Origin of the sequence: Flagellimonas hymeniacidonis (assembly GCF_008040165.1) — a bacterium.
GTDB lineage: Bacteria > Bacteroidota > Bacteroidia > Flavobacteriales > Flavobacteriaceae > Flagellimonas > Flagellimonas hymeniacidonis.
The window spans coordinates 81,734-102,720 of the sequence record NZ_VRUR01000003.1; the positions used below are offsets into that span (position 1 = coordinate 81,734).

A 20,987-nucleotide genomic window follows, 5' to 3' on the forward strand; every position below is an offset into this window, starting at 1 on the left:
TTAGAATCAAAAAAATAAGAATTTGGAATACAATACAAAATATCCTACCATTGACGACTTAAGGAATAGGGCTAAAAAACGAATTCCTAGGTTTGCCTTTGAGTATTTGGATGGTGGATGTAATGAAGAGGTAAACTTAAAAAAAAACACAACTGAAATTAGAAAGGTTGAATTACTACCGCGTTATTTAAAAAAATTCAATGGCGCCAGTTTAACCACTGAACTTTTTGGAAAGAATTATAATGCTCCTTTTGGGGTTGCTCCTGTTGGGCTTCAAGGACTAATGTGGCCCAATTCATCCGAAATATTGGCCAAAGCAGCATTTGAAAACAATATTCCCTTTATTCTTAGCACGGTTACTACATCAAGCATTGAAAGAATCTCCGAAATAACGGAGGGCAACGCTTGGTTCCAATTATACCACCCAACCGAAGAACAAGTGCGTAACGACTTAATCAAACGGGCGGAGGCTGCAGGTTGTCCGGTTATGGTTTTGCTATGCGATACACCAACATTTGGGTTTCGTCCCAAGGAAATCAAAAATGGGCTTTCCATGCCACCTAAAATGTCAGTGGCCAATATTCTTCAAATATTGGGTAAACCAAAATGGGCTATGAATACGTTGCGTTATGGTCAGCCTAATTTTGAAGTTCTCAAACCCTATATGCCCAAAGACCTCAATCTGAAGCAGCTCGGTCAGTTTATGGACCGGACCTTCAGTAAACGTATGGATGTGGATAAAATAGCTGCAATCAGAGATCTTTGGAAAGGTAAATTGGTGCTTAAAGGGGTTGCTACGGAAGACGATGCAGAAAGAGCCATTGAATTGGGACTTGATGGCATTATTGTCTCAAACCATGGGGGTCGACAACTGGATGCAGGTGAATCATCCATTCGACCCTTGACTAGGATTGCTGGCAAGTATGGTGATAAAATCCCCGTGATGATGGACAGCGGTATCCGTTCAGGGCCTGATATTGCAAGATGTATGGCCAGTGGGGCAGCATTTACCTTTATGGGTCGCTCGTTCATGTATGGCGTGGCAGCTCTTGGCAAAAATGGTGGTAATCATACCATCTCCATTCTCAAAACACAGTTGCAACAGATAATGGAACAGATTAGTTGTGAAGGTACATCAGATTTCACAAGGTATTTAGTGGAAAAATAACTGTAAAAGAATATTTGACCCTTGGGAAGATTCGTCTCTGACCGCAATCCTAAACTGAGGCAACCTTTATAAAAAGTTTCTATTACCTCTAAACATTGTTCAGTTTTTTTCGATTTGAGCAGGTTTTCAGTTATCGTTAGAGGATTCATTCCCTTTTGTAGAATGGATTGTTACTAGGTGCCAACAATCCATGGTAAATATTGATGGAAATTCCTAATAGGCCATTACGTACCTAGGACCTGCATAAACGGCTTGAACAAAAGCCTTTTCTGCCTCAGTATATATAAGGGAATGGAGCAAAGAATAGCATGATTAAAGGACTCTCTTGTTTCGTAACTACAAGATTCTGAAAAATTGACATCACCAAATCGATTACTTTCACATAACTGGAAGGGTACCTCTTAATACATCCTAAGATACAAAACCTGATATCGGATTGTGGTCTTTACAATCAGATAAACATAGAAACAAAAACAGAAAAAGAGAAGATTTTACTGCTTTTTTAATTTCATAGTTTCAGGGTACCAAGGTGTTAAAGTATGACAAATTCCTGTTTGGGGGAGATGCTGAATAAAAATGGGAATCTAGATAAGTTGCTCATTAGTCATGGATGAAATGTGTATATGTCCATAAATACAGTATATAAACCAATAAGATTTTAATTAATCATTTGATTTTAAATTTTTTACAAGGAATTGCCAACTAATTTTTTAACGCTGATTCGGAACCTTTTTTTACGAATTTTAAAAGTACGCACCGTGAGAATTATCCTTAATTTGATTTCAAATGAAATCAGAAAAAACAAAAAAGTCTGTAAATCAGCGATTTACAGACTTTTTGAATGATTATGGACTCTCAAAAGTGACCTGACTGGGGCTCGAACCCAGGACCCTCTCCTTAAAAGGGAGATGCTCTACCAACTGAGCTATCAGGTCTTACTTGTTACAACATATATATTGCTCTAAGCGGCTGCAAATATAATATCATTAATTTATTTTGCAAGTTGATTTAATGATAAATTTGTGTTTTTTTGAAATCAGTTTTAATTCTAATAAATGAAAGTAGTTTTAGTCGGTTATATGGCAAGTGGTAAGTCTTCCATTGGGAAGTTGTTAGCCAAGGACTTAAATGTCGAATTCATTGATTTGGATGAATATATTGAGGAGGATTTGCAAAAATCAATAGCGACGATTTTTTCTGAAAAAGGTGAAATTTATTTTAGAAAGATTGAGCATGAAATGTTGCAGCGGGTACTGAATGAAAAAGAAGCGTTTGTTCTTTCCACAGGGGGAGGAACTCCGTGTTATGGAACCAATATGGACACAATCTTAGAAAAAGCCGATCACTCCATATACTTGCAGTTATCAGTTTCCACATTAGTAGATAGAATACAATCTGAAAAGCATACAAGACCTTTGGTCTCTGCAATCGATGATGAGGATATACCTGAATTTGTAGGGAAACATCTTTTTGAAAGGCGACAGTACTATTCAAAAGCACAACACAGTCTTGATTGCAATGAAAAATTAATCGACACACTGGTGACCCAAATAAAAGAGCTACTACTCTAAATAAACTGCGTTGTTTTTATTTTGAAATTCGACTCTAATATGTTCATTTAGAGAAGTGGAAAGGGAAATACCTTTATAATCTGCTTTTATAGGATATTTTTTATGGTTTCTGTTGACCAAAACAGCAGTTTTGAGCTGCTTTATTGGTGTTTTCAGAAAATGATGAACGCCATAAATTAAAGTTGTACCTGAATTTAAAACATCATCGACAAGAACAATGGATTTGTTCTTATAAGCTTCTTCAGTAATAGAGGGGTTTACTCCACTTCTCAGAGGGTTCTTCTTGTCCATATTCAATTTGCACAATACAATATGGGCCTCGGTAATTTTTTTTAGAACTGAGACAATTTTTTTTGCAAAGTGCAACCCACCACCGTCAATCCCAGCAACAATAATTTCTTTCTCATTTACATTGGTTTCATAAATCTGGTACGCAATACGCTTTACAATATGTTGTATTTGCTCGTGGGTAAGTATACGGTTCACCATAGATTAAAGATAAGAAGAATCAAAGATAAAGAAACCTACTCTTCAGATTCATCCAAATACCCATCAATATCCCTTCTGTCCTTTTTAGTAGGTCTCCCTAGTCCTTTTTTTCTATAATGCTCTTTTGCCGATTTCAGCAACTCCGTATGTGTAAAAGCCTCTTTTGGTGTGGTATCTTTTCTATAAATGTCCACTAATTTTGCTCCCATGCGGCTTTCTGGGATATCCAAAACAGTCAGCTGATAATCAATCTGGTTTTTTCTTACAACAACTTTATCCATAGGATAAACCTCTCTTGAAGGTTTAACGACACTATCGTTAATTCTAACATGGCCTTTTTTAACAGCATTGGTAGCAACGTTTCTTGTTTTATAGTATCTAATACACCAAAGGTATTTATCAATGCGCATAGCCTCTGCAAAACTTTGTTAATGCAATAAGCAAAAATAGCGGAAAATTGTATCTTGCGCAGCTAAATTATATACTTGATGAAGTACGGACTTTTTCTTTCTTTATTATTTACGGTGCTACTTATTTCCTGTAAAAATGATGATGATGTGGATGTGCAGTCGGTTCCACCCAGATTGTTGGCGGAAGTGTCTCCAGAAAATGATGCGGAAATAGTAGAATTTTTGGAAACGCATTTTTACAATTACGAGGAATTCGCATCACCTCCAGCGGATTTTGACTATAAAATTAAGATTGATACTATTGCTGGGGCAAATGCTGATAAAGCTCCATTGGCCAATTTTATCAAAGACACCACCATAAACGTCTCTTCATCTCAGCTTGCCTTATCGGAAGAAGAAAATGATATATCGCACAAGCTTTATTATCTAATAGCTAGGGAAGGCGAAGGAGTGCAACCAACAGTAGCGGATTCGACTTTGCTTCGTTATGAAGGAATGTTACTCGATGGCGAGAAATTTGATGCATCAACTAGCTTTTTATGGCAAGAACTACCTTTTTTCCTAAGAGGTTATGCCACTGGGATCACTAAACTTAAATCAGGGACCAGTGATGGTTTAGTTGTTAATGGCGATGGAACGGTTTCTTATACCAATAGTGGTGTTGGAATGGTCATAATGCCATCTGGACTAGGATATTTTTCTGGCACTGGACCCACTGGCGGAATACCTAGATATGCTAATCTTATTTTCAGTGTTGAAGTGGGTAGGGTCATTGTTGAAACTGATAGTGATAATGACGGAGTTCCATCAATATTAGAAGACCGCAATGGTAATGGTTTTATGTTCGATGACAATACCGATAGTGATGTTGAACCTGCCAATGGTGCATTTGCAGACTTTCAAGATGGGGACGATGATGGTGATGGTGTTTCCACAAGAAATGAAATCTCCGATGAAGATGGGAATATCATTCTTCCGTATCCAAGTACGGGAGGTATAGCAGATTATCTAAATCCAGATGTTCAACGAACACCGGGTAATAATTAAAATAAAAAAGGCCCGCTTTTAAGCGGGCTTTTTTCTATCCTTTTTTTCAAACTTATAATTTCACCGATAAGGCAAAAATTATTTGTGATGGCCTTGAATCCACCCGGCCCTCTATATTCGTAATGTTATTGGAAACAAATCGAGCTTCATTTTCGGAAAACCCACGCTCATAGCGTACGTCTACTCCAACTTTACCAAGATTAACGCCAACACCTGCATTAAGACCTACGGTAAAATCATTCTCTACGTCTTCTACCTCAATATCGCCTAGATCGTTTTTAAGCGTGTACTGAAAAGCTGGACCTGCAAAAATATGCAAGGGTCCAATAAGCTTATACCCTAATAGTACTGGAAGGTCCAATTTTGAAATATCATAATCATTGGAAGCACCATCCAAATCGTAGCTACTTTTTGTTTTTGAATATACTAGCTCTGGTCTAAGATAAATTTTAGGGAAATCAAGTTTGCCCCAAAAACCAATATGATAACCAGCTTTGCCTTCGGCTCCTTCTACAATGTTTTGTCCGGCGTCACCAACCGATCCAATTAAGTCTCCATTCTTGTTGTAACTCAGTCCGGCCTTAATACCAAATCCAGAACCGCTTTGTGCAAATACAGCAGACCCCATTAGGGTCAACACTGCCATTAGAAGTGTTTTTTTCATAAGTGTTTCGTTTTAATAGATTGATGAATATCAAAGATGATACCGAAAATTATTTTCGTTTCATCACTTTTAAAACGGCAGCTTCTATGGCTTTATTGTTTAATCCGTACTTATCCATAAGCTGATCTGGTGTTCCACTTTCACCAAAAGTATCTTGAGTTGCCACAAACTCCTGAGGTGTAGGATGATGGGTTGCCAATACTCTGGAAACACTTTCGCCAAGCCCTCCAAGATAGTTGTGCTCTTCGGCAGTAACAACGCAACCGGTCTTTTTCACAGAAGCCAAAATAGCTTCATTGTCAAGCGGTTTAATGGTGTGAATATTGATTACTTCCGCAGAAATCCCCTGATTTTCAAGATTTTCGGCAGCGATCAAAGATTGCCAAACCAAATGGCCTGTTGCTATGATGGTAACATCGGTCCCTTCATTGAGCATTAATGCTTTTCCAATCTCAAACTTTTGATCAGCAGGGGTAAAGTTGGCTACTTTTGGTCTTCCAAAACGTAAGTATACAGGGCCATGGTGCTCGGCTATGGCCAAAGTAGCTGCTTTCGTCTGATTAAAATCGCAAGGATTGATAACCGTCATGCCTGGAAGCATTTTCATTAAACCGATATCCTCTAAAATTTGATGCGTTGCTCCATCTTCTCCAAGTGTAATACCTGCATGGGAGGCACAGATTTTCACATTTTTATCCGAATATGCAATAGATTGGCGAATTTGATCATATACTCTACCGGTAGAAAAATTTGCAAACGTTCCAGTGAACGGAATTTTACCTCCAATAGTAAGTCCCGCTGCTATTCCCATCATGTTCGCTTCTGCAATTCCAATTTGAAAAAAACGTTCTGGATTCTCATCAATAAATGTTTGAATCTTTAAAGAACCTACCAAATCTGCACAGAGAGCAACTACATTGGGGTTAGTTCTACCAAGTTCTGTCATTCCTGCTCCAAAACCGCTTCGGGTATCTTGTTTGCCTTGATCTATATATTTTGTCATCTTCGTTTTCTTAAGAATTAATAGTCACCTAAAGTTTCTGGGTTTTGTGCCAATGCTGTTTCCAATTGTTCATCACTAGGAGCTTTTCCGTGCCAAGCATGTGTATGCATCATAAAATCAACCCCATTACCCATCATTGTAGTCATTACTATGCAAACTGGTTTTCCTTTTCCGGTTCTACTTTTTGCCTCTTTTAAACCAGCAATAACTTGTTCTAAGTCATTTCCATTTTCTATTTCTAAAACATCCCATCCAAAAACTCTAAATTTTTCAGCAACATCACCTAGTGGCAACACATCATCCGTAGATCCATCTATTTGTTGCCCATTTAAATCAATAGTGGCAATATAATTATCTACCTTATTTCCTGCGGCATACATAATGGCTTCCCAATTTTGACCTTCTTGTAATTCTCCATCACCATGTAAACTATAGATTAAATGATTATCGCCGTTTATTTTTTTTGCCAAGGCCGCTCCAATAGCCACAGACATTCCTTGTCCCAATGATCCAGATGCAATACGAACTCCTGGCAGACCTTCATGGGTAGTTGGGTGACCCTGTAGTCGCGAATCAATTAATCTAAAGGTGTTGAGTTCATCAATGGGGAAATATCCTCTTCTTGCCAAAACACTATAAAATACTGGAGATATATGGCCATTGGAAAGGAAGAAGAGATCTTCACCATTTCCATCCATATTAAAACCATCTTTTAGTTCCATAATTTCATTGTATAGTGCAACAAAAAATTCAGTACAGCCCAAAGAACCTCCTGGGTGTCCGGAATTTACTTTATGGACCATTCGTAAAATGTCTCTTCGGACCTGGATCACTAAATCTTGTAATTCTTGTGTGCTTGGCATTGTGTTAATTTTATGATGCCAAAAGTAACCGCATTCACTTTGTTAAACAAGCGACTAGGGATTATTTTACGAAACGGTTTGCGGAAACAAACTTTATTTTTTTGTTAAGGCTTTGTGGAAATGAGTTGGCTATATTTGCGGTTTTAAATACAACTATTGGAGTTTACCCTAGCACATAAAGATACCCAAAGCAAGGCAAGGGCCGGAGAATTATCTACAGATCACGGAGTCATACAGACGCCCATATTTATGCCCGTAGGAACCGTAGCATCTGTAAAAAGTGTACATCAGAGAGAGTTAAAAGATGATATTAACCCCGATGTAATACTTGGGAATACCTATCACTTATATCTTAGGCCGGGAACAGGGATTTTGGAACAAGCTGGAGGTTTGCACAAGTTTATGGGTTGGGATAGAAATATTTTGACCGATAGTGGTGGATATCAAGTGTATTCCTTATCTGGCAATAGAAAAATTAATGAAGAAGGGGTAAATTTCAAATCACATATTGATGGTTCCTCTCATTTTTTCACTCCTGAAAACGTGATGGAGATTCAAAGAACTATAGGAGCAGACATTATTATGGCATTTGATGAATGTACACCCTACCCTTGTGATTATGATTATGCAAAACGCTCCATGCACATGACCCATAGATGGTTGGATAGATGCATCACGCATTTGGAAAAGCTTCCTTTTAAGTATGATTATGCTCAAAGCTTTTTCCCTATTGTGCAAGGTTCTACCTATAAAGATTTAAGAAAACAGTCTGCAGAATATATTGCTTCCGTTGGTGCAGAAGGAAATGCAATTGGAGGATTATCCGTAGGAGAACCAGCTGAGGAAATGTACGAGATGGCAGAAATTGTCTGTGATATCCTTCCAGAAGATAAACCCAGATATTTGATGGGAGTAGGTACCCCAATTAACATTCTTGAGAATATAGCTTTGGGTGTTGATATGTTCGACTGTGTAATGCCTACCCGTAATGCTCGTAATGGTATGCTATTTACAGCACACGGTACCATCAATATTAAAAATAAGAAATGGGAGGCAGATTTCTCTCCTATTGATGAAATGGGAATAACCTTTGTGGATACCGAGTATTCCAAAGCATATTTGCGACATCTTTTTGTCGCCAAGGAGTATTTGGGCAAACAAATTGCTACCATTCACAACCTCGGTTTCTACCTATGGTTGGTGCGTACCGCCAGAGAGCGTATTTTAGCTGGGGATTTTCAGGAGTGGAAAACCAAAATGGTAAAACAAATGGATAAAAGATTATAATGCTTACCATACTAGATAAATACATCTTAAAACGCTATCTGGTTACCTTTTTGGGGATGCTCTTGCTATTTGTGCCTATTGGCATTATGGCCAATTTAGCGGAAAAAATAGGTAAGATTATCGACAATGAAGCTCCATTAAGTGAAGTCATTGTGTTCTATGGTAATTTTACTTTGGTGATTGGTAATTTATTACTTCCCATTTTTTTGTTTCTATCCATTATCTTCTTCACCTCTAAACTGGCAAGTAATACAGAAATTGTTGCCATTTTAAGCTCAGGAGTCTCTTATGGCCGCTTTTTAAGGCCTTATCTTATTGGTGCAACATTGGTTGCCTTGCTCATTTTTATGATGGGAATGTTTATTGTACCCTACGCTAGTATAGGCTACAATGAATTTGAGTACAAGTACTTTAAAAAAGGAAGGCAAGATCGGGTTACAAGTAATATATTTAATCAGTTGAATGAAGATGATTATATCTATGTTAGCAGTTTTGACCCAAACAGGAAAATAGGGTACAATTTCACCTATGAGCATTTTGATTCCATTAAAAAATTGGATTACAAAATTTCGGCCACAAACATTAGATGGATAGAAAAAGACAGTACTTATAGGTTGACCAATTATGTAAAGAGAAAACTCAGGAATGATGTGGAAGTCATGCAGACCAAACGAAGATTGGATACATTGTTTACTTTTAAAATAGAAGACCTTACTCCAGTATCTTATGTGGCGGAGACCAAAAACTTATTTGAGCTTAACGAGTTTATCGATGACCAAAAAAGCAAGGGAGCTTCCAATATTAATGCATACATATTAGTAAAATATAAGAGGTGGGCTTTACCCATTACAGCATTTGTTCTCACCATTATCGCCGTAGCGGTTTCTTCCGTAAAAAGGAGGGGGGGCATGGGCCTCAACCTGGCTTTTGGTATAGGAGTGGCGTTCATTTACATTTTTTTCGATAAGGTTTTTGGTACCCTTGCTGAACAATCTGGTTTCTCACCACTTTTAGCTGTCGTTGTTCCAAACCTTATTTTTGGCGCTTTTGCAGTCTATATGTTGATGAGAGCCAAACGATAAGATATTTCATCGTTAAATACCCTTTCAAGTTTTTAGGAGTGTCCTTTAAAGTTTTATATTTGTCCCCATTATATTTTTCTGAAACCAACTTCCAATGGAGTATTTAGATTTTGAACTTCCCATAAAAGAACTTGAAGACCAACTTCAAAAATGTATGGTAATTGGGGAGGAAAGTGACGTTGACGTTACTGAAACCTGCGCACAAATTGAAAAAAAACTGGGAGAAACCCGGAAGGATATTTATAAAAACTTGACCGCTTGGCAACGCGTTCAGCTATCGAGGCATCCTAATAGACCATATACTATGGACTATATTAATGCTATTTGTGGTGATACGTTTTTAGAACTTCATGGAGACAGAAACGTAAAGGATGACAAAGCCATGATTGGCGGTTTGGGTAAGATTGGTGACCAGAGCTATATGTTTGTTGGGCAACAAAAAGGATACAACACTAAAACACGCCAATACCGAAATTTTGGAATGGCGAACCCAGAAGGGTATAGAAAAGCATTACGCTTAATGAAATCGGCCGAGAAATTTGGTGTTCCTGTAGTATGTTTTATAGATACTCCTGGCGCTTACCCTGGAATAGAAGCTGAGGAAAGAGGACAAGGGGAGGCAATCGCCCGTAATATTCTTGAAATGACCCGCCTTAAAGTGCCAATTATTGTAGTGATTATAGGAGAGGGAGCATCAGGTGGAGCATTAGGCATAGGAGTAGGCGATAAGGTGCTTATGTTAGAAAATACATGGTATTCAGTGATTTCTCCAGAATCTTGTTCATCTATTCTTTGGAGAAGCTGGGAATACAAAGAACAAGCGGCAGAGGCATTAAAACTTACCGCTACGGATATGAAAAAACAAAAGCTTGTGGATGAAATAGTCCGTGAGCCTCTTGGTGGAGCACATACCAACAGAGAAAAAACTTTTGAGACCGTCAGAAACAAAATTTCTACTCATTTTGAAGAACTTCAAAAGTTATCACCAAAAGAATTGGTAAAATCCAGAATGGAAAAATATGCCGAAATGGGAGTATTTAACGGCTAATAGCTGTTTTCTAGACCTTCCTATTTTTTGTTAGTTTTTTTCTTCAAACATTTTAACGTTATTAACAACTTTTTTCAGTTATCAACATTAATTTTGTTGAACACCTGTGAACATCGCGGTGCATGAAATTAAAGTTAACTAAAGGTTAATTACCTACTTTCGCACTTATGGACAAGCCTAGCCCAATTATTGGACATAAAGTTGATAAGTCTACCCTCATTAACTTGGAAAGAGGGAAAATTCCCCCTCAAGCAGTTGATTTAGAGGAAGTTGTGCTTGGTGCAATGATGATTGATAGGAAGGGTGTGGATGAAGTAATAGATATCCTACATCCTGATGCTTTTTATAAGGATGCCCACAGATTTATTTACGAGGCAATCTTTAAATTGTTCGAATCTTCGGAACCAGTGGATTTATTAACCGTTTCTGCCCAATTAAAGAAGGATGGACACCTAGAGGCAATAGGAGGGGACTTTTACTTGATAAAACTGACCCAAAAAGTAGCTTCTTCAGCACATATTGAGTTTCACGCCCGTATTATTCTTCAAAAGTATATTCAGCGTAGTCTTATCAAAATTTCCAGTGAAATTATTGAAGATGCCTACAGCGATTCCAAAGACGTATTTGATCTTTTGGATAATGCTGAGGCTAAATTATATGAAGTAACACAAGGGAATCTAAAACGTTCGGCAGAGACAGCCCAGAATTTGGTAATTCAAGCTAAAAAGAAAATTGAGGAAATTTCCAATAAAGAAGGTTTAAGTGGAATTCCTTCCGGTTTTGATAAATTGGACAAGCTTACATCTGGGTGGCAACCTAGTGATTTGGTCATTGTAGCTGCAAGACCTGGTATGGGTAAAACGGCACTTACGTTGTCTATGGCTAGGAACATAGCAGTAAATTCGGAGATTCCAGTGGCTTTCTTCTCCTTGGAGATGTCGAGTGTACAGCTTATAACAAGATTGATTTCTTCGGAAACAGGACTTTCTTCGGAAAAGCTTAGGACTGGAAAATTAGAAAAGCATGAATGGGAGCAATTAAATGTAAAGGTGAAAACTTTGGAAAAGGCCCCGTTGTTTATAGATGATACGCCCTCTCTTTCCATTTTTGATTTACGGGCAAAAGCCAGACGTTTGGCTTCTCAGCATAAAATTAAGATGATTATTATTGACTACTTACAGCTTATGACCGCTGGTGGAAGTCAAAAAGGAGGGAACAGGGAACAAGAGATTTCCATGATTTCCCGAAACCTAAAGGCGTTGGCAAAAGAGCTCAATGTCCCCGTAATAGCATTATCACAGCTATCACGGGCCGTGGAAACTAGAGGAGGGAGTAAACGTCCTATTCTATCGGATTTAAGAGAATCTGGTGCCATTGAGCAAGATGCAGATATTGTTTCATTCATTTACCGTCCAGAATATTATAAAATTGATGAGTGGGATGATGAAGAAAGAACACCAACACAAGGACAAGCAGAGTTTATTGTAGCCAAGCACCGTAATGGTGGATTGGATAATATTAGGTTAAAGTTTGTGGGTGCACTGGGTAAATTTGATAACTTGGATGACTTTGATTCCCCATTCGAATTCCAATCGAAGATGAATGCGGATGAAGAAAATCCCTTTGCAACACCAAAACTCCCCAGCGCGGATGAGGCTTTTGGTAGTGCAATGAACAGTGACGATGACCCAGACAATGACGTACCTTTTTAAACATACTTTTCTAAGAGTACCCCAAAAACGGATGAGGGGCCTTATAGTACTTCTTTTTATTTCGTTTTCAATACCATCCTTTGCATCAGTCATTCTTATTCCTATGGATGCCGAGAGTCAGGAAAACCACTTAAAAGCCTATGGCATTACCTATTGGGTATTGACCAAACAACAAAAAGTACAATGGTTGCTGAACTATAGAGGAGGGGCATTTATGCTTCCAGATGGGGAATCCATTCGCAAAGAATGTCAAATAAGAGGGGTTTCCTTTGAGATTTTATCGGATGGCCAAGCCGAAGCAATTTTAGATGATATTAGTAGTCCATCGCAAAATCAAGAAGCTGTTATTTTAGAAAAAGCACCCAAGATAGCGGTGTATTCCCCTAAGGGAAATCAACCCTGGGATGATGCGGTTACCATGGTATTGACCTATGCTGAAATTCCATACATAACCATTTATGACGAAGAAGTATTGGGTGATAAATTAGTACTCTATGACTGGTTGCATCTACATCACGAAGATTTTACAGGGCAATATGGGAAATTTTATGGCGCCTATAGAGCCGCTCCTTGGTATATTGAAGCCAAAACAGAGGCCGAAAACTTGGCCCAAAAGCTTGGCTTTTCAAAAGTATCTGAAGAAAAAAGGGCTGTAGCCTTAAAAATTAGAAATTATGTTATTGGAGGTGGTTTCATGTTTGCCATGTGCTCCGCAACCGATAGTTTTGATATTGCCCTGGCAGCGGAGAGTGTAGACATCTGTGAGCCTATGTTCGATGGCGACCCTTCAGACGCCAACTATCAAGGACAGTTAAATTATGGCAATACCTTTGCCTTTACCAATTTTATTTTGGAGCGTAATCCGTTGCGATATGAGTTTTCTTCCATTGATATGACTAACAAGCGCAGAAATGTTCCTAAAGAATCCGATTACTTTTCTTTAATGGAATTTTCAGCAAAGTGGGATCCAGTGCCAACCATGTTGACGCAAAATCATACCGCTTTGGTAAAGGGATTTATGGGGCAAACAACTTCTTTTACCCGTGATGAGGTAAAACCTACGGTAATGATTTTGGGAGAAAATAAGATTAATGGAGAGGCCCGTTACTTACATGGCATAAAAGGAAAGGGTTTTTTTACTTTCTATGGCGGACATGATCCAGAGGATTATCAGCATCGGGTTGGCGACCCAAAAACCGAATTGGAATTGCACCCAACCTCTCCCGGATACCGACTTATCTTAAACAACGTATTGTTTCCTGCGGCTAAGAAGAAAAAACAGAAAACTTAGATTTGAGCTTGTTAAAGCGGGTATAAAGGTTCTATTGATTCCATTTTTACAGAAATAATTATATTTTTCGCAAAACCTTAACGGAGGCGCTTGGTCATTTTCAGATAGGTTATTTAATTTTGTCAGTACTAAAAGGAAATAATCAATTGGCAAATCAATCTCTGCAACTTTACGGTTGAATCCTAATACTTCGCTACTATGAAAAGGATAATTATTCTTTTTGTTTCTATGCTATATATTTCATGCAGTGATAATAGTGATGGAATACCGTCTGATGAGCCGGAACAGCCAGATCAGCCTATTTCAGAAATTTACCAATTGCCTCTTGTTGTACATGTGCTCCACGATGGTGAAAATATTGGCGAGGGTACAAATATTTCGGATGAGCGAATCCAAAGACAAATTGAAATTCTGAATGAAGATTTTCGACGCAAATCAGGTACAAGGGGTTTTAACGACCACCCAGATGGTGGAGATACGGAAATAGAATTTATTCTGCCCAAACAAGATCCAGAAGGAAATGCAACCACAGGTATTTTAAGGAAACAATTGATAATTGATGACATTCCGGATACTGTGCCGAATTTTGAATATGAAAAATATGCCTTTTTCAGCTATTGGAATTCTGAGGATTATATCAATGTTTGGGTAGTGTCTTATCCAGATGATTTAACCAATATTGTCCTTGGAAAGGCAACAGGACCTGATTCGGACCTTGGCGGAGATGATCTTTTTGAAAAACCTTTGCCTGGAGGGGCGGAGGGGATCATCATAAATTGGGCGCATTTTGGCGAATCTAACATTCATGGTAAACATGGTTTAGGGCGAACACTCACCCATGAAATGGGCCACTATCTAGGACTTTTGCATACCTGGGGTGGGGGTGACTGCGAAACCAATGACTTTTGCGACGATACCCCTGCAGTAGATGAAGTGGTAAATGCTGACGAACCTTATATAGGTTGTGGTGGAGAGCTTGTCTTGGTGACAAATTATATGAACTATTCCTCAGATGCCATTATGAATATTTTTACCAAAGATCAAATTGGGCGCATGCGCTATATACTTCAAAACAGCGCAAGGAGAAACTCCTTACTGTCCTCCAAGGGTCTGTTGGATCCAGAATAACCATTGGAAGTTCTTGAATGGGGGCTAAAACACGAATCATTTTATTCGTGTGAATTGAGTGATGAGGTCTTTGTGTTCTGGGAATTTTTGAATTAGCTCCAATCTGTTAGGAAGAATAAAATCATCAAAATCAAAGCCTGGCGAAACCGTGCACCCAACAAAGGAATACTCATTTTTGTTTAACGTTTTAGCAGCAAACCAATGGTTGCCAGGAACCACAAACTGGGGAACTTCACCTTTGGAGAAATTATTTCCGATGATTTGTTCCGAATACTCTCCTTCCTCAGAAATCATATATAACTTAATGGGCGAACCATCATAAAAATGCCAAATCTCATCTTGCTTTATTTTATGAAAAGCTGAAAAGGTATCTGAAGTCAATAAAAAATAAATGCAGGTTGAATAATTGCGCTTTCCTTCATATTCCGTAGGTAACGCGACATGTTCTATTGCACCGGTACTTCTATATGTTTCTTTAAAATAGCCACCTTCGGGGTGCGGACTTAACTCAAATTTTTTAATGAGCTCCTCGATTTTACTCATAGCAATTTTTCTAAAATATGTTCCACACCAAAATCATTATTACTCAATGTTTCATATTTGGCCACTTTTTTCACATTAGGATGGGCATTGGCCATTGCAAAACTGAAATTGGATAATTGTAGCATTTCCAAATCATTATTGTAGTCGCCAAAAACTAGAATTTCATCTGAAGAAACTCCATGTTGTCTCATAACTTTTTCAAGGGCGTATCCTTTATGCGCGTCGGCATGATTTAAATCTACCCAGTTTGGTCCAGATACTTTTACCTTTAATAGGTGTTCTAAACTTTTAACCGCGGGGTAAATGTACGTTTCTGCACTTTTGTTGTGGTACACCGCAATCTTTACGATTTCATCTGTTACATCATAAAGATTTTCATATACTTTATAGTTGGAATAATATTCCTTCAATTGGCCTAAAAATTCCGCCGATTTTCCATCAAAATGTGCGCTATACTTTCCACATAACATGGCATGGGCACCTTCAATCTTCCCCAATGCATCCAACAGCTCATCTTTTAAATCTTGCTGAATGGGAGTTACCAAAAGCTCTTGCTCTTTTTCTATTACCAAGGCGCCATTTTCTGCAATCACCAATATTTCATTCTTAATAGGCTCAAGTTTTTCTATAATACTGTGATATTGCCTACCGCTGGCCGCAACAAACTTGATGTCCTTCTTTTTAAGTGCATCATGAATTTCGAAAAAGCGATTGCTTACTTCATGCTTAGAGTTCAATAGGGTGCCATCCATATCGGTGACCACCATTTTTATCTTTGATAAATCCATTTTCTATTTTAAAAGTGCAAAGGTATGGGTTGATTAGGGAATGATGTAAAGTTTGTATTAATTTCACTCCCTATGAAGTGCTATCAATCTGAAATAAAACTTAAACCCCATAAGCGAGGTTTTCATTTAATAACAGACATCATCATTGATTCTTTTCCTGAAATTGGAAAGATACAGTCAGGAATATTACAGGTTTTTATAAAACATACTTCTGCAGGCTTGACCATAAATGAAAATGCAGACCCGACTGTTCGTGTTGATTTTGAAAGCCATTTTAATAAAATGGTGCCAGAAAATGCTCCTTATTACATTCACACCTATGAAGGGCCAGATGATATGCTTGCCCATATAAAAGCCTCTTTGTTGGGGAGTTCTGTTCAAGTTCCTATAACGAATGGACGGTTGAATCTGGGAACTTGGCAAGGAATTTATTTATGTGAGCATCGGAATCATGCTTCCAGTCGAAAACTGGTCTTAACGGCGTTTGGGTCATAATTGAATAAAATCATTCTTAGATGCTATTTGAAAAGCTTCTTGCTAATTTTCTTTGCCCATAATTTATACATTTTTTTAGACGGATGAAGACTGTCTGATGCAATCAGGGAAGGATTTACCGCTGCATTCTTGGAGGATTGTGTGATCTCTATAAAAAGCACATCTCTTTTTTTCGCTTCTTCTTCAATAATGGAATTGTAGTTATTTAATTCTTTTACAATCTTTTTTTTGTCTTTAAATCGAGCAAATGGAGTTACACTCCAATCCGGTATGGAGAGAACAAAAACATTTTTAGGGTCATTTTTGGCCAAAGCAATGCTGGTCTCTAAAAGCCTTGGAAACTCCCTTTTAAATATATCGATGTCTTTGTTTTTATATTGATTATTTACACCAATCAAAAGACCAACCAATCCAAAGGAATTTGATAGTTGTTGCTTCTCCATATTTTCTATAAGGTCTGTAGAGGTCCAACCAGCTTTTGCTAAAATTTCAGGAGAATTAATTTTAATTCCTTTCTTTTTTAAAATTTGAGCTAGTTGTACGGGCCAACTATTTACTTTTTTCTCACTTGTAGCTGCGGTATAACTATCCCCTAAAGCAAGAAATGGAATAGCATCATGCTGCCCAATCAACTTAGCGGGAATTGCCAAAAGAAAGCACAAAACTAAAATAAAAGTATACTTACACATAGCACCGTTTATGAGTTCTTTAAAATACAAAAATCCCGCTCAATTGAGCGGGATTTTAATAAGCGGGGTAAGTTTATATTAACTTTTATTTTACTCTTTCGACAACAGCTTTAAAAGCATCTGGGTGGTTCATTGCCAAATCGGCCAAAACTTTTCTATTAAGTTCTATACCGTTGGATTTTACCTTGCCCATGAATTGGGAGTAAGACATTCCGTGCATTCTTGCTCCAGCATTAATACGGGTAATCCAAAGTGCGCGGAAATTACGTTTTTTGTTTCTTCTATCACGGTATGCATAAAGCATTGCTTTTTCTACCGCATTTTTGGCTACTGTCCAAACGTTTTTACGTCTTCCGAAGTAACCTTTGGCTTGCTTCATTACTTTTTTTCTTCTAGCTCTTGAAGCAACTGAATTTACTGATCTTGGCATAATGTTTCATTTTTTTGTAGTAGGCGGTCAATTTTTGACACTTTTAAAGCCCAACTCCATGGTTAATACTAAATGTACCGAATGGCGAACAATTATTTTAAACGTAACTGTTCTTTAATACTGTTGACATCTGACTCATGTACTAATGTAGAGTGTGTCAACTTAAGCTTACGCTTTTTAGACTTTTTGGTCAAAATATGACTCTTAAAAGCGTGCTTTCTTTTGATTTTACCAGAACCAGTAAGCTTAAAACGCTTCTTGGCACTGGATTTTGTTTTCATTTTAGGCATTTTCTCCTCTTTATATATTACAGCTGAAAATATTCAGCATCCCGCTCAATTTTTCTGAACTAAAGTCCAGCGTATTATTTTTTTGTTTTAGGAGCAATGAACATCGTCATCCGCTTTCCTTCTAATCTTGGCATTTGCTCTACCTTACCCAACTCTTCCAGTTCTTGCGCCAATCTCAGTAACAAAATTTCACCTTGATCTTTGTAAACAATAGATCGTCCTTTAAAAAAGACATAAGCTTTAAGCTTAGCACCATCTTTTAAGAATTTTTCAGCATGTCGCTTCTTAAATTCATAATCATGGTCATCCGTTTGTGGACCAAATCGTATTTCTTTTACAATTACTTTAGTGGCCTTGGCCTTCATGGCCTTGTCCCGTTTCTTTTGCTCGTAAAGAAACTTTTTGTAATCGATAATTTTACAAACAGGAGGATTTGCTTTAGGAGAAATCTCCACTAAATCCAATTCAAGTTCGTTGGCTTTAATTATAGCCTGAGAAATTGGATATACTCCAACTTCTATATTATCCCCCACAAGTCTTACCTCTGGGGCTGTAATATTTTCATTGATATTGTGAGGGTTCTTATTTTCCCTCCTAGGTTGGGGCCTAAATCTTCTTCGTATTGCTATGACGTATACATTTTAATTAAACTAAATTTTTAGAACGACTTTAAGGTACTATTTATTTCAGTAGATACCAAGTCGGAAAATTCATTGATGCTAATGCTTCCAAAATCTTCTCCTCCATGTCTTCTAACCGAAATGGTTTCAGACATTTCTTCCTGCTCACCGACAATGAGCATAAACGGGATTTTTTTGAGCTCAGCTTCACGGATTTTCTTCCCTACCGTCTCATTCCTACTATCAATGAGCGCGCGAATTTCGTGATTTTCTAAAGAATTCAAAACTTTTTCCGCATATTTTTCATGTTTCTCGCTGACAGGCAATATAATAGCCTGAACAGGAATGAGCCACAATGGGAAGTTTCCACCCGTGTGTTCCAATAACAATGCCACAAAGCGTTCCAAGCTACCAAAGGGCGCACGGTGAATCATTACAGGTCTATGAAGCTCATTATCGCTGCCTTTATATGAAAGTTCAAAACGCTCAGGTAAATTATAATCTACCTGAATAGTTCCAAGTTGCCAGTTTCTACCCAGCGCATCTTTCACCATAAAATCTAGTTTTGGACCATAAAATGCAGCTTCTCCTGTTTCAATTACATAATTCAACCCTTTTTCGTCAGCGGCATTAATAATTGCCTGCTCTGCTTTTTCCCAATTATCTGGTTCTCCAATATATTTTTCTGGCTTATTTAAATCACGAACCGAAACCTGAGCTGTAAAATTTTCAAAGCCCAAGGATCCCAATACATATAAAGAAAGGTCAATTACTTTTTTAAACTCATCATTTAATTGGTCTGGAGTACAAAATATATGTGCATCATCTTGAGTAAAACCTCTCACCCGAGTTAGACCATGCAATTCTCCACTTTGCTCATATCTATATACGGTACCAAATTCTGCATACCGCTTAGGAAGATCTTTATAGCTAAAAGGACTACTATTATATATTTCACAATGATGCGGACAGTTCATAGGTTTTAAAAGAAATTCCTCATCCTCTTTTGGTGTGTGGATGGGTTGAAAGCTGTCCTCACCATACTTGGCATAATGACCAGAAGTTACGTAAAGCTCCTTCTGTCCAATATGAGGAGTCACCACCATTTCATAGCCTGCTTTCTTTTGAGCTTTTTTGAGGAAATCCTCCAATCGCTCTCGGAGCGCTGCTCCCTTTGGCAACCATAGAGGAAGTCCTTGACCAACTTTTTTTGAAAAAGTGAACAATTCCAATTCCTTCCCTAATTTTCTATGATCTCGTTTTTTTGCTTCCTCTAATAATTCAAGATATTCAGTGAGTTCTTTTTGTTTAGGAAATGAGATACCGTAAACTCTTGTTAATTGCTTGTTGTTTTCATCCCCTCTCCAATACGCTCCCGCAACACTCAATATTTTTATGGCTTTGATGATTCCCGTGTTTGGAATATGTCCGCCGCGGCATAAATCGGTAAAAGAGCTATGGTCACAAAAAGTGATGGTACCATCCTCAAGGTTTTCAATAAGCTCTACCTTGTACTCATTCCCTTGCTCTTTATAATATGATAGTGCCTCAGCTTTGGAGACGCTTCGCATTTTATAATCATGTTTGCCTCTGGCAATCTCTATGGCCTTCTTCTCAATAGCAGGAAAATCTTTTTCCGAAATAGATTGCTCACCAAAATCCACATCATAATAGAATCCATTTTCAATAGCAGGACCAATAGTAAGTTTTACACCTGGGTACAATTCTTCTATTGCTTGTGCAACAACATGAGAGGTTGAATGCCAAAAAGCTTTTTTCCCCTCATCATTGGTCCAGGTATATAAAGTAAGTGTGCCGTCTTTGGTAATAGGCGTAGTAATTTCAACAACAGTATCATTTAATTTTGCTGAAATAACGTTTCGGGCTAAGCCTTCGCTAATACCTTTGGCAACCTCCATTGGAGTAGTCCCTTCGGCAACTTTTTTTATTGCACCATCTGGTAATGTAATCTCGATCATTAGTTCTCCTTAATTTGGATAGAGCGCAAAGATACTATCTTGTGTTGATGCCTACAATAGCATATGACTTCAAATGGTAGGGAGCTTTCAATCAATTACTTATTTATTTAAATGAATGGCAAATGGTCATATATGTCACTTTTTTTGTTTTTAAAATATTGATTTACAGTAAATTGAAATTTTTTTCATTTTTTTTTCGATTTTGTTTTGTGGTATCATTTAAACCTCTTTATATTTGCACCCGCTTAGCAGGTAAAGCTGGGTTGTAAAAGGGTATAAGAGGGGTCGTTTCATAGTGGCCATTTTTTTTCTTTTTTAGATTTAAGAAGTTCATTTGACATATTGTATAGACAGCGTAAAAGAGAATAACAAAGAACCATTTTGATGCAG

The 20,987-nt window shown here is 37.8% G+C and carries 22 protein-coding genes and 1 tRNA gene; 10 read left to right on the forward strand and 13 right to left on the reverse strand.

Annotation, left to right across the window (positions count from 1 at the left end):
• Positions 1–22: 22 nt before the first annotated feature.
• Positions 23–1,168 (forward strand): alpha-hydroxy acid oxidase, encoded by a 1,146-nt coding sequence (locus FVB32_RS17515; RefSeq protein WP_147745168.1) that lies wholly within the window; start codon positions 23–25, stop codon positions 1,166–1,168.
• Positions 1,169–2,030: 862 nt separating this feature from the next.
• On the opposite strand, the gene FVB32_RS17520 is transcribed toward FVB32_RS17515, so the two are convergent.
• Positions 2,031–2,103: transfer RNA gene (locus FVB32_RS17520), tRNA-Lys, on the reverse strand.
• A gap of 120 nt (positions 2,104–2,223) precedes the next feature.
• Here FVB32_RS17520 and FVB32_RS17525 point away from each other — a divergent pair.
• A complete protein-coding gene (locus FVB32_RS17525; RefSeq protein WP_147745169.1) occupies positions 2,224–2,739 on the forward strand; it encodes a shikimate kinase in 516 nt (171 codons plus the stop codon).
• Here the strand turns inward: FVB32_RS17525 and FVB32_RS17530 are convergent.
• Entirely contained in the window at positions 2,731–3,228 is a 498-nt protein-coding gene (locus FVB32_RS17530; protein ID WP_147745170.1) for a phosphoribosyltransferase family protein, read from the reverse strand. The genes FVB32_RS17525 and FVB32_RS17530 overlap by 9 nt on opposite strands.
• Before the next feature lie 35 nt (positions 3,229–3,263).
• Positions 3,264–3,638 (reverse strand): RNA-binding S4 domain-containing protein, encoded by a 375-nt coding sequence (locus tag FVB32_RS17535; RefSeq protein WP_147745171.1) that lies wholly within the window; start codon positions 3,636–3,638, stop codon positions 3,264–3,266.
• Between the two features lie 78 nt (positions 3,639–3,716).
• Between FVB32_RS17535 and FVB32_RS17540 the strand changes: the two genes are divergently transcribed.
• Complete coding sequence (locus FVB32_RS17540; protein WP_147745172.1) at positions 3,717–4,685, forward strand: FKBP-type peptidyl-prolyl cis-trans isomerase; 969 nt, start codon at positions 3,717–3,719, stop codon at positions 4,683–4,685.
• A gap of 52 nt (positions 4,686–4,737) precedes the next feature.
• Here the strand turns inward: FVB32_RS17540 and FVB32_RS17545 are convergent, their stop codons facing one another.
• From FVB32_RS17545 to FVB32_RS17555, 3 genes are read right to left on the reverse strand one after another with little or no spacing between them, the layout of a single operon-like run.
• Complete coding sequence (locus FVB32_RS17545; RefSeq protein ID WP_147745173.1) at positions 4,738–5,349, reverse strand: outer membrane beta-barrel protein; 612 nt, start codon at positions 5,347–5,349, stop codon at positions 4,738–4,740.
• A 49-nt stretch (positions 5,350–5,398) separates the two neighbouring features.
• Positions 5,399–6,352 (reverse strand): transketolase family protein, encoded by a 954-nt coding sequence (locus FVB32_RS17550; protein WP_147745174.1) that lies wholly within the window; start codon positions 6,350–6,352, stop codon positions 5,399–5,401.
• Positions 6,353–6,369: 17 nt separating this feature from the next.
• A complete protein-coding gene (locus FVB32_RS17555; RefSeq protein ID WP_147745175.1) occupies positions 6,370–7,215 on the reverse strand; it encodes a transketolase in 846 nt (281 codons plus the stop codon).
• 156 nt (positions 7,216–7,371) lie between these two features.
• On the opposite strand from FVB32_RS17555, the gene tgt reads away from it, so the two are divergent.
• The 6 genes from tgt (at position 7,372) to FVB32_RS17585 (ending at position 14,763) form a co-directional block, all read left to right on the forward strand.
• Positions 7,372–8,502 (forward strand): tRNA guanosine(34) transglycosylase Tgt, encoded by a 1,131-nt coding sequence (gene tgt / locus FVB32_RS17560; protein WP_147745176.1) that lies wholly within the window; start codon positions 7,372–7,374, stop codon positions 8,500–8,502.
• Positions 8,502–9,584, forward strand: coding sequence for an LptF/LptG family permease (locus FVB32_RS17565; protein ID WP_147745177.1), 1,083 nt, complete (start codon positions 8,502–8,504; stop codon positions 9,582–9,584). The genes tgt and FVB32_RS17565 overlap by 1 nt, the downstream gene beginning before the upstream one ends.
• A gap of 94 nt (positions 9,585–9,678) precedes the next feature.
• Entirely contained in the window at positions 9,679–10,632 is a 954-nt protein-coding gene (locus FVB32_RS17570) for an acetyl-CoA carboxylase carboxyltransferase subunit alpha (RefSeq protein ID WP_147745178.1), read from the forward strand.
• A gap of 167 nt (positions 10,633–10,799) precedes the next feature.
• On the forward strand, positions 10,800–12,344 hold the full coding sequence (gene dnaB / locus FVB32_RS17575; protein WP_147745179.1) for a replicative DNA helicase: 1,545 nt from the start codon (positions 10,800–10,802) through the stop codon (positions 12,342–12,344).
• 31 nt (positions 12,345–12,375) lie between these two features.
• Positions 12,376–13,635, forward strand: coding sequence for an asparagine synthetase B (locus tag FVB32_RS17580; protein WP_147745180.1), 1,260 nt, complete (start codon positions 12,376–12,378; stop codon positions 13,633–13,635).
• Between the two features lie 198 nt (positions 13,636–13,833).
• Positions 13,834–14,763 (forward strand): M43 family zinc metalloprotease, encoded by a 930-nt coding sequence (locus FVB32_RS17585; RefSeq protein ID WP_147745181.1) that lies wholly within the window; start codon positions 13,834–13,836, stop codon positions 14,761–14,763.
• A 36-nt stretch (positions 14,764–14,799) separates the two neighbouring features.
• Here FVB32_RS17585 and FVB32_RS17590 read toward each other — a convergent pair whose 3' ends face one another.
• Together FVB32_RS17590 and FVB32_RS17595 are read right to left on the reverse strand one after the other, a co-directional pair.
• Positions 14,800–15,306, reverse strand: a complete 507-nt coding sequence (locus FVB32_RS17590; RefSeq protein WP_147745182.1) for a cupin domain-containing protein — start codon at positions 15,304–15,306, stop codon at positions 14,800–14,802.
• On the reverse strand, positions 15,303–16,094 hold the full coding sequence (locus FVB32_RS17595) for an HAD family hydrolase (protein ID WP_147745183.1): 792 nt from the start codon (positions 16,092–16,094) through the stop codon (positions 15,303–15,305). The genes FVB32_RS17590 and FVB32_RS17595 overlap by 4 nt, the downstream gene beginning before the upstream one ends.
• Before the next feature lie 72 nt (positions 16,095–16,166).
• On the opposite strand from FVB32_RS17595, the gene FVB32_RS17600 reads away from it, so the two are divergent.
• Positions 16,167–16,589: a secondary thiamine-phosphate synthase enzyme YjbQ gene (locus tag FVB32_RS17600; RefSeq protein ID WP_147745184.1), complete on the forward strand. Its 423-nt coding sequence runs from the start codon at positions 16,167–16,169 to the stop codon at positions 16,587–16,589.
• A 23-nt stretch (positions 16,590–16,612) separates the two neighbouring features.
• On the opposite strand, the gene FVB32_RS17605 is transcribed toward FVB32_RS17600, so the two are convergent.
• The 5 genes from FVB32_RS17605 to thrS all read right to left on the reverse strand — a co-directional run bounded on the left by FVB32_RS17605 (position 16,613) and on the right by thrS (position 20,597).
• Positions 16,613–17,278 (reverse strand): SGNH/GDSL hydrolase family protein, encoded by a 666-nt coding sequence (locus tag FVB32_RS17605; protein WP_147745185.1) that lies wholly within the window; start codon positions 17,276–17,278, stop codon positions 16,613–16,615.
• 85 nt (positions 17,279–17,363) lie between these two features.
• The gene (gene rplT / locus FVB32_RS17610; protein WP_109665711.1) at positions 17,364–17,708 is read right to left on the reverse strand and encodes a 50S ribosomal protein L20; all 345 of its coding nucleotides are present in this window, start codon (positions 17,706–17,708) and stop codon (positions 17,364–17,366) included.
• A 92-nt stretch (positions 17,709–17,800) separates the two neighbouring features.
• Positions 17,801–17,998 (reverse strand): 50S ribosomal protein L35, encoded by a 198-nt coding sequence (rpmI, locus tag FVB32_RS17615; RefSeq protein ID WP_073181711.1) that lies wholly within the window; start codon positions 17,996–17,998, stop codon positions 17,801–17,803.
• 74 nt (positions 17,999–18,072) lie between these two features.
• Positions 18,073–18,627 carry a translation initiation factor IF-3 gene (gene infC, locus FVB32_RS17620; protein ID WP_147745186.1) on the reverse strand — a complete coding sequence of 185 codons (555 nt, stop codon included), beginning with the start codon at positions 18,625–18,627 and terminating at the stop codon, positions 18,073–18,075.
• 29 nt (positions 18,628–18,656) lie between these two features.
• Positions 18,657–20,597: a threonine--tRNA ligase gene (gene thrS, locus FVB32_RS17625; protein ID WP_147745187.1), complete on the reverse strand. Its 1,941-nt coding sequence runs from the start codon at positions 20,595–20,597 to the stop codon at positions 18,657–18,659.
• Positions 20,598–20,987 lie beyond the last annotated feature (390 nt).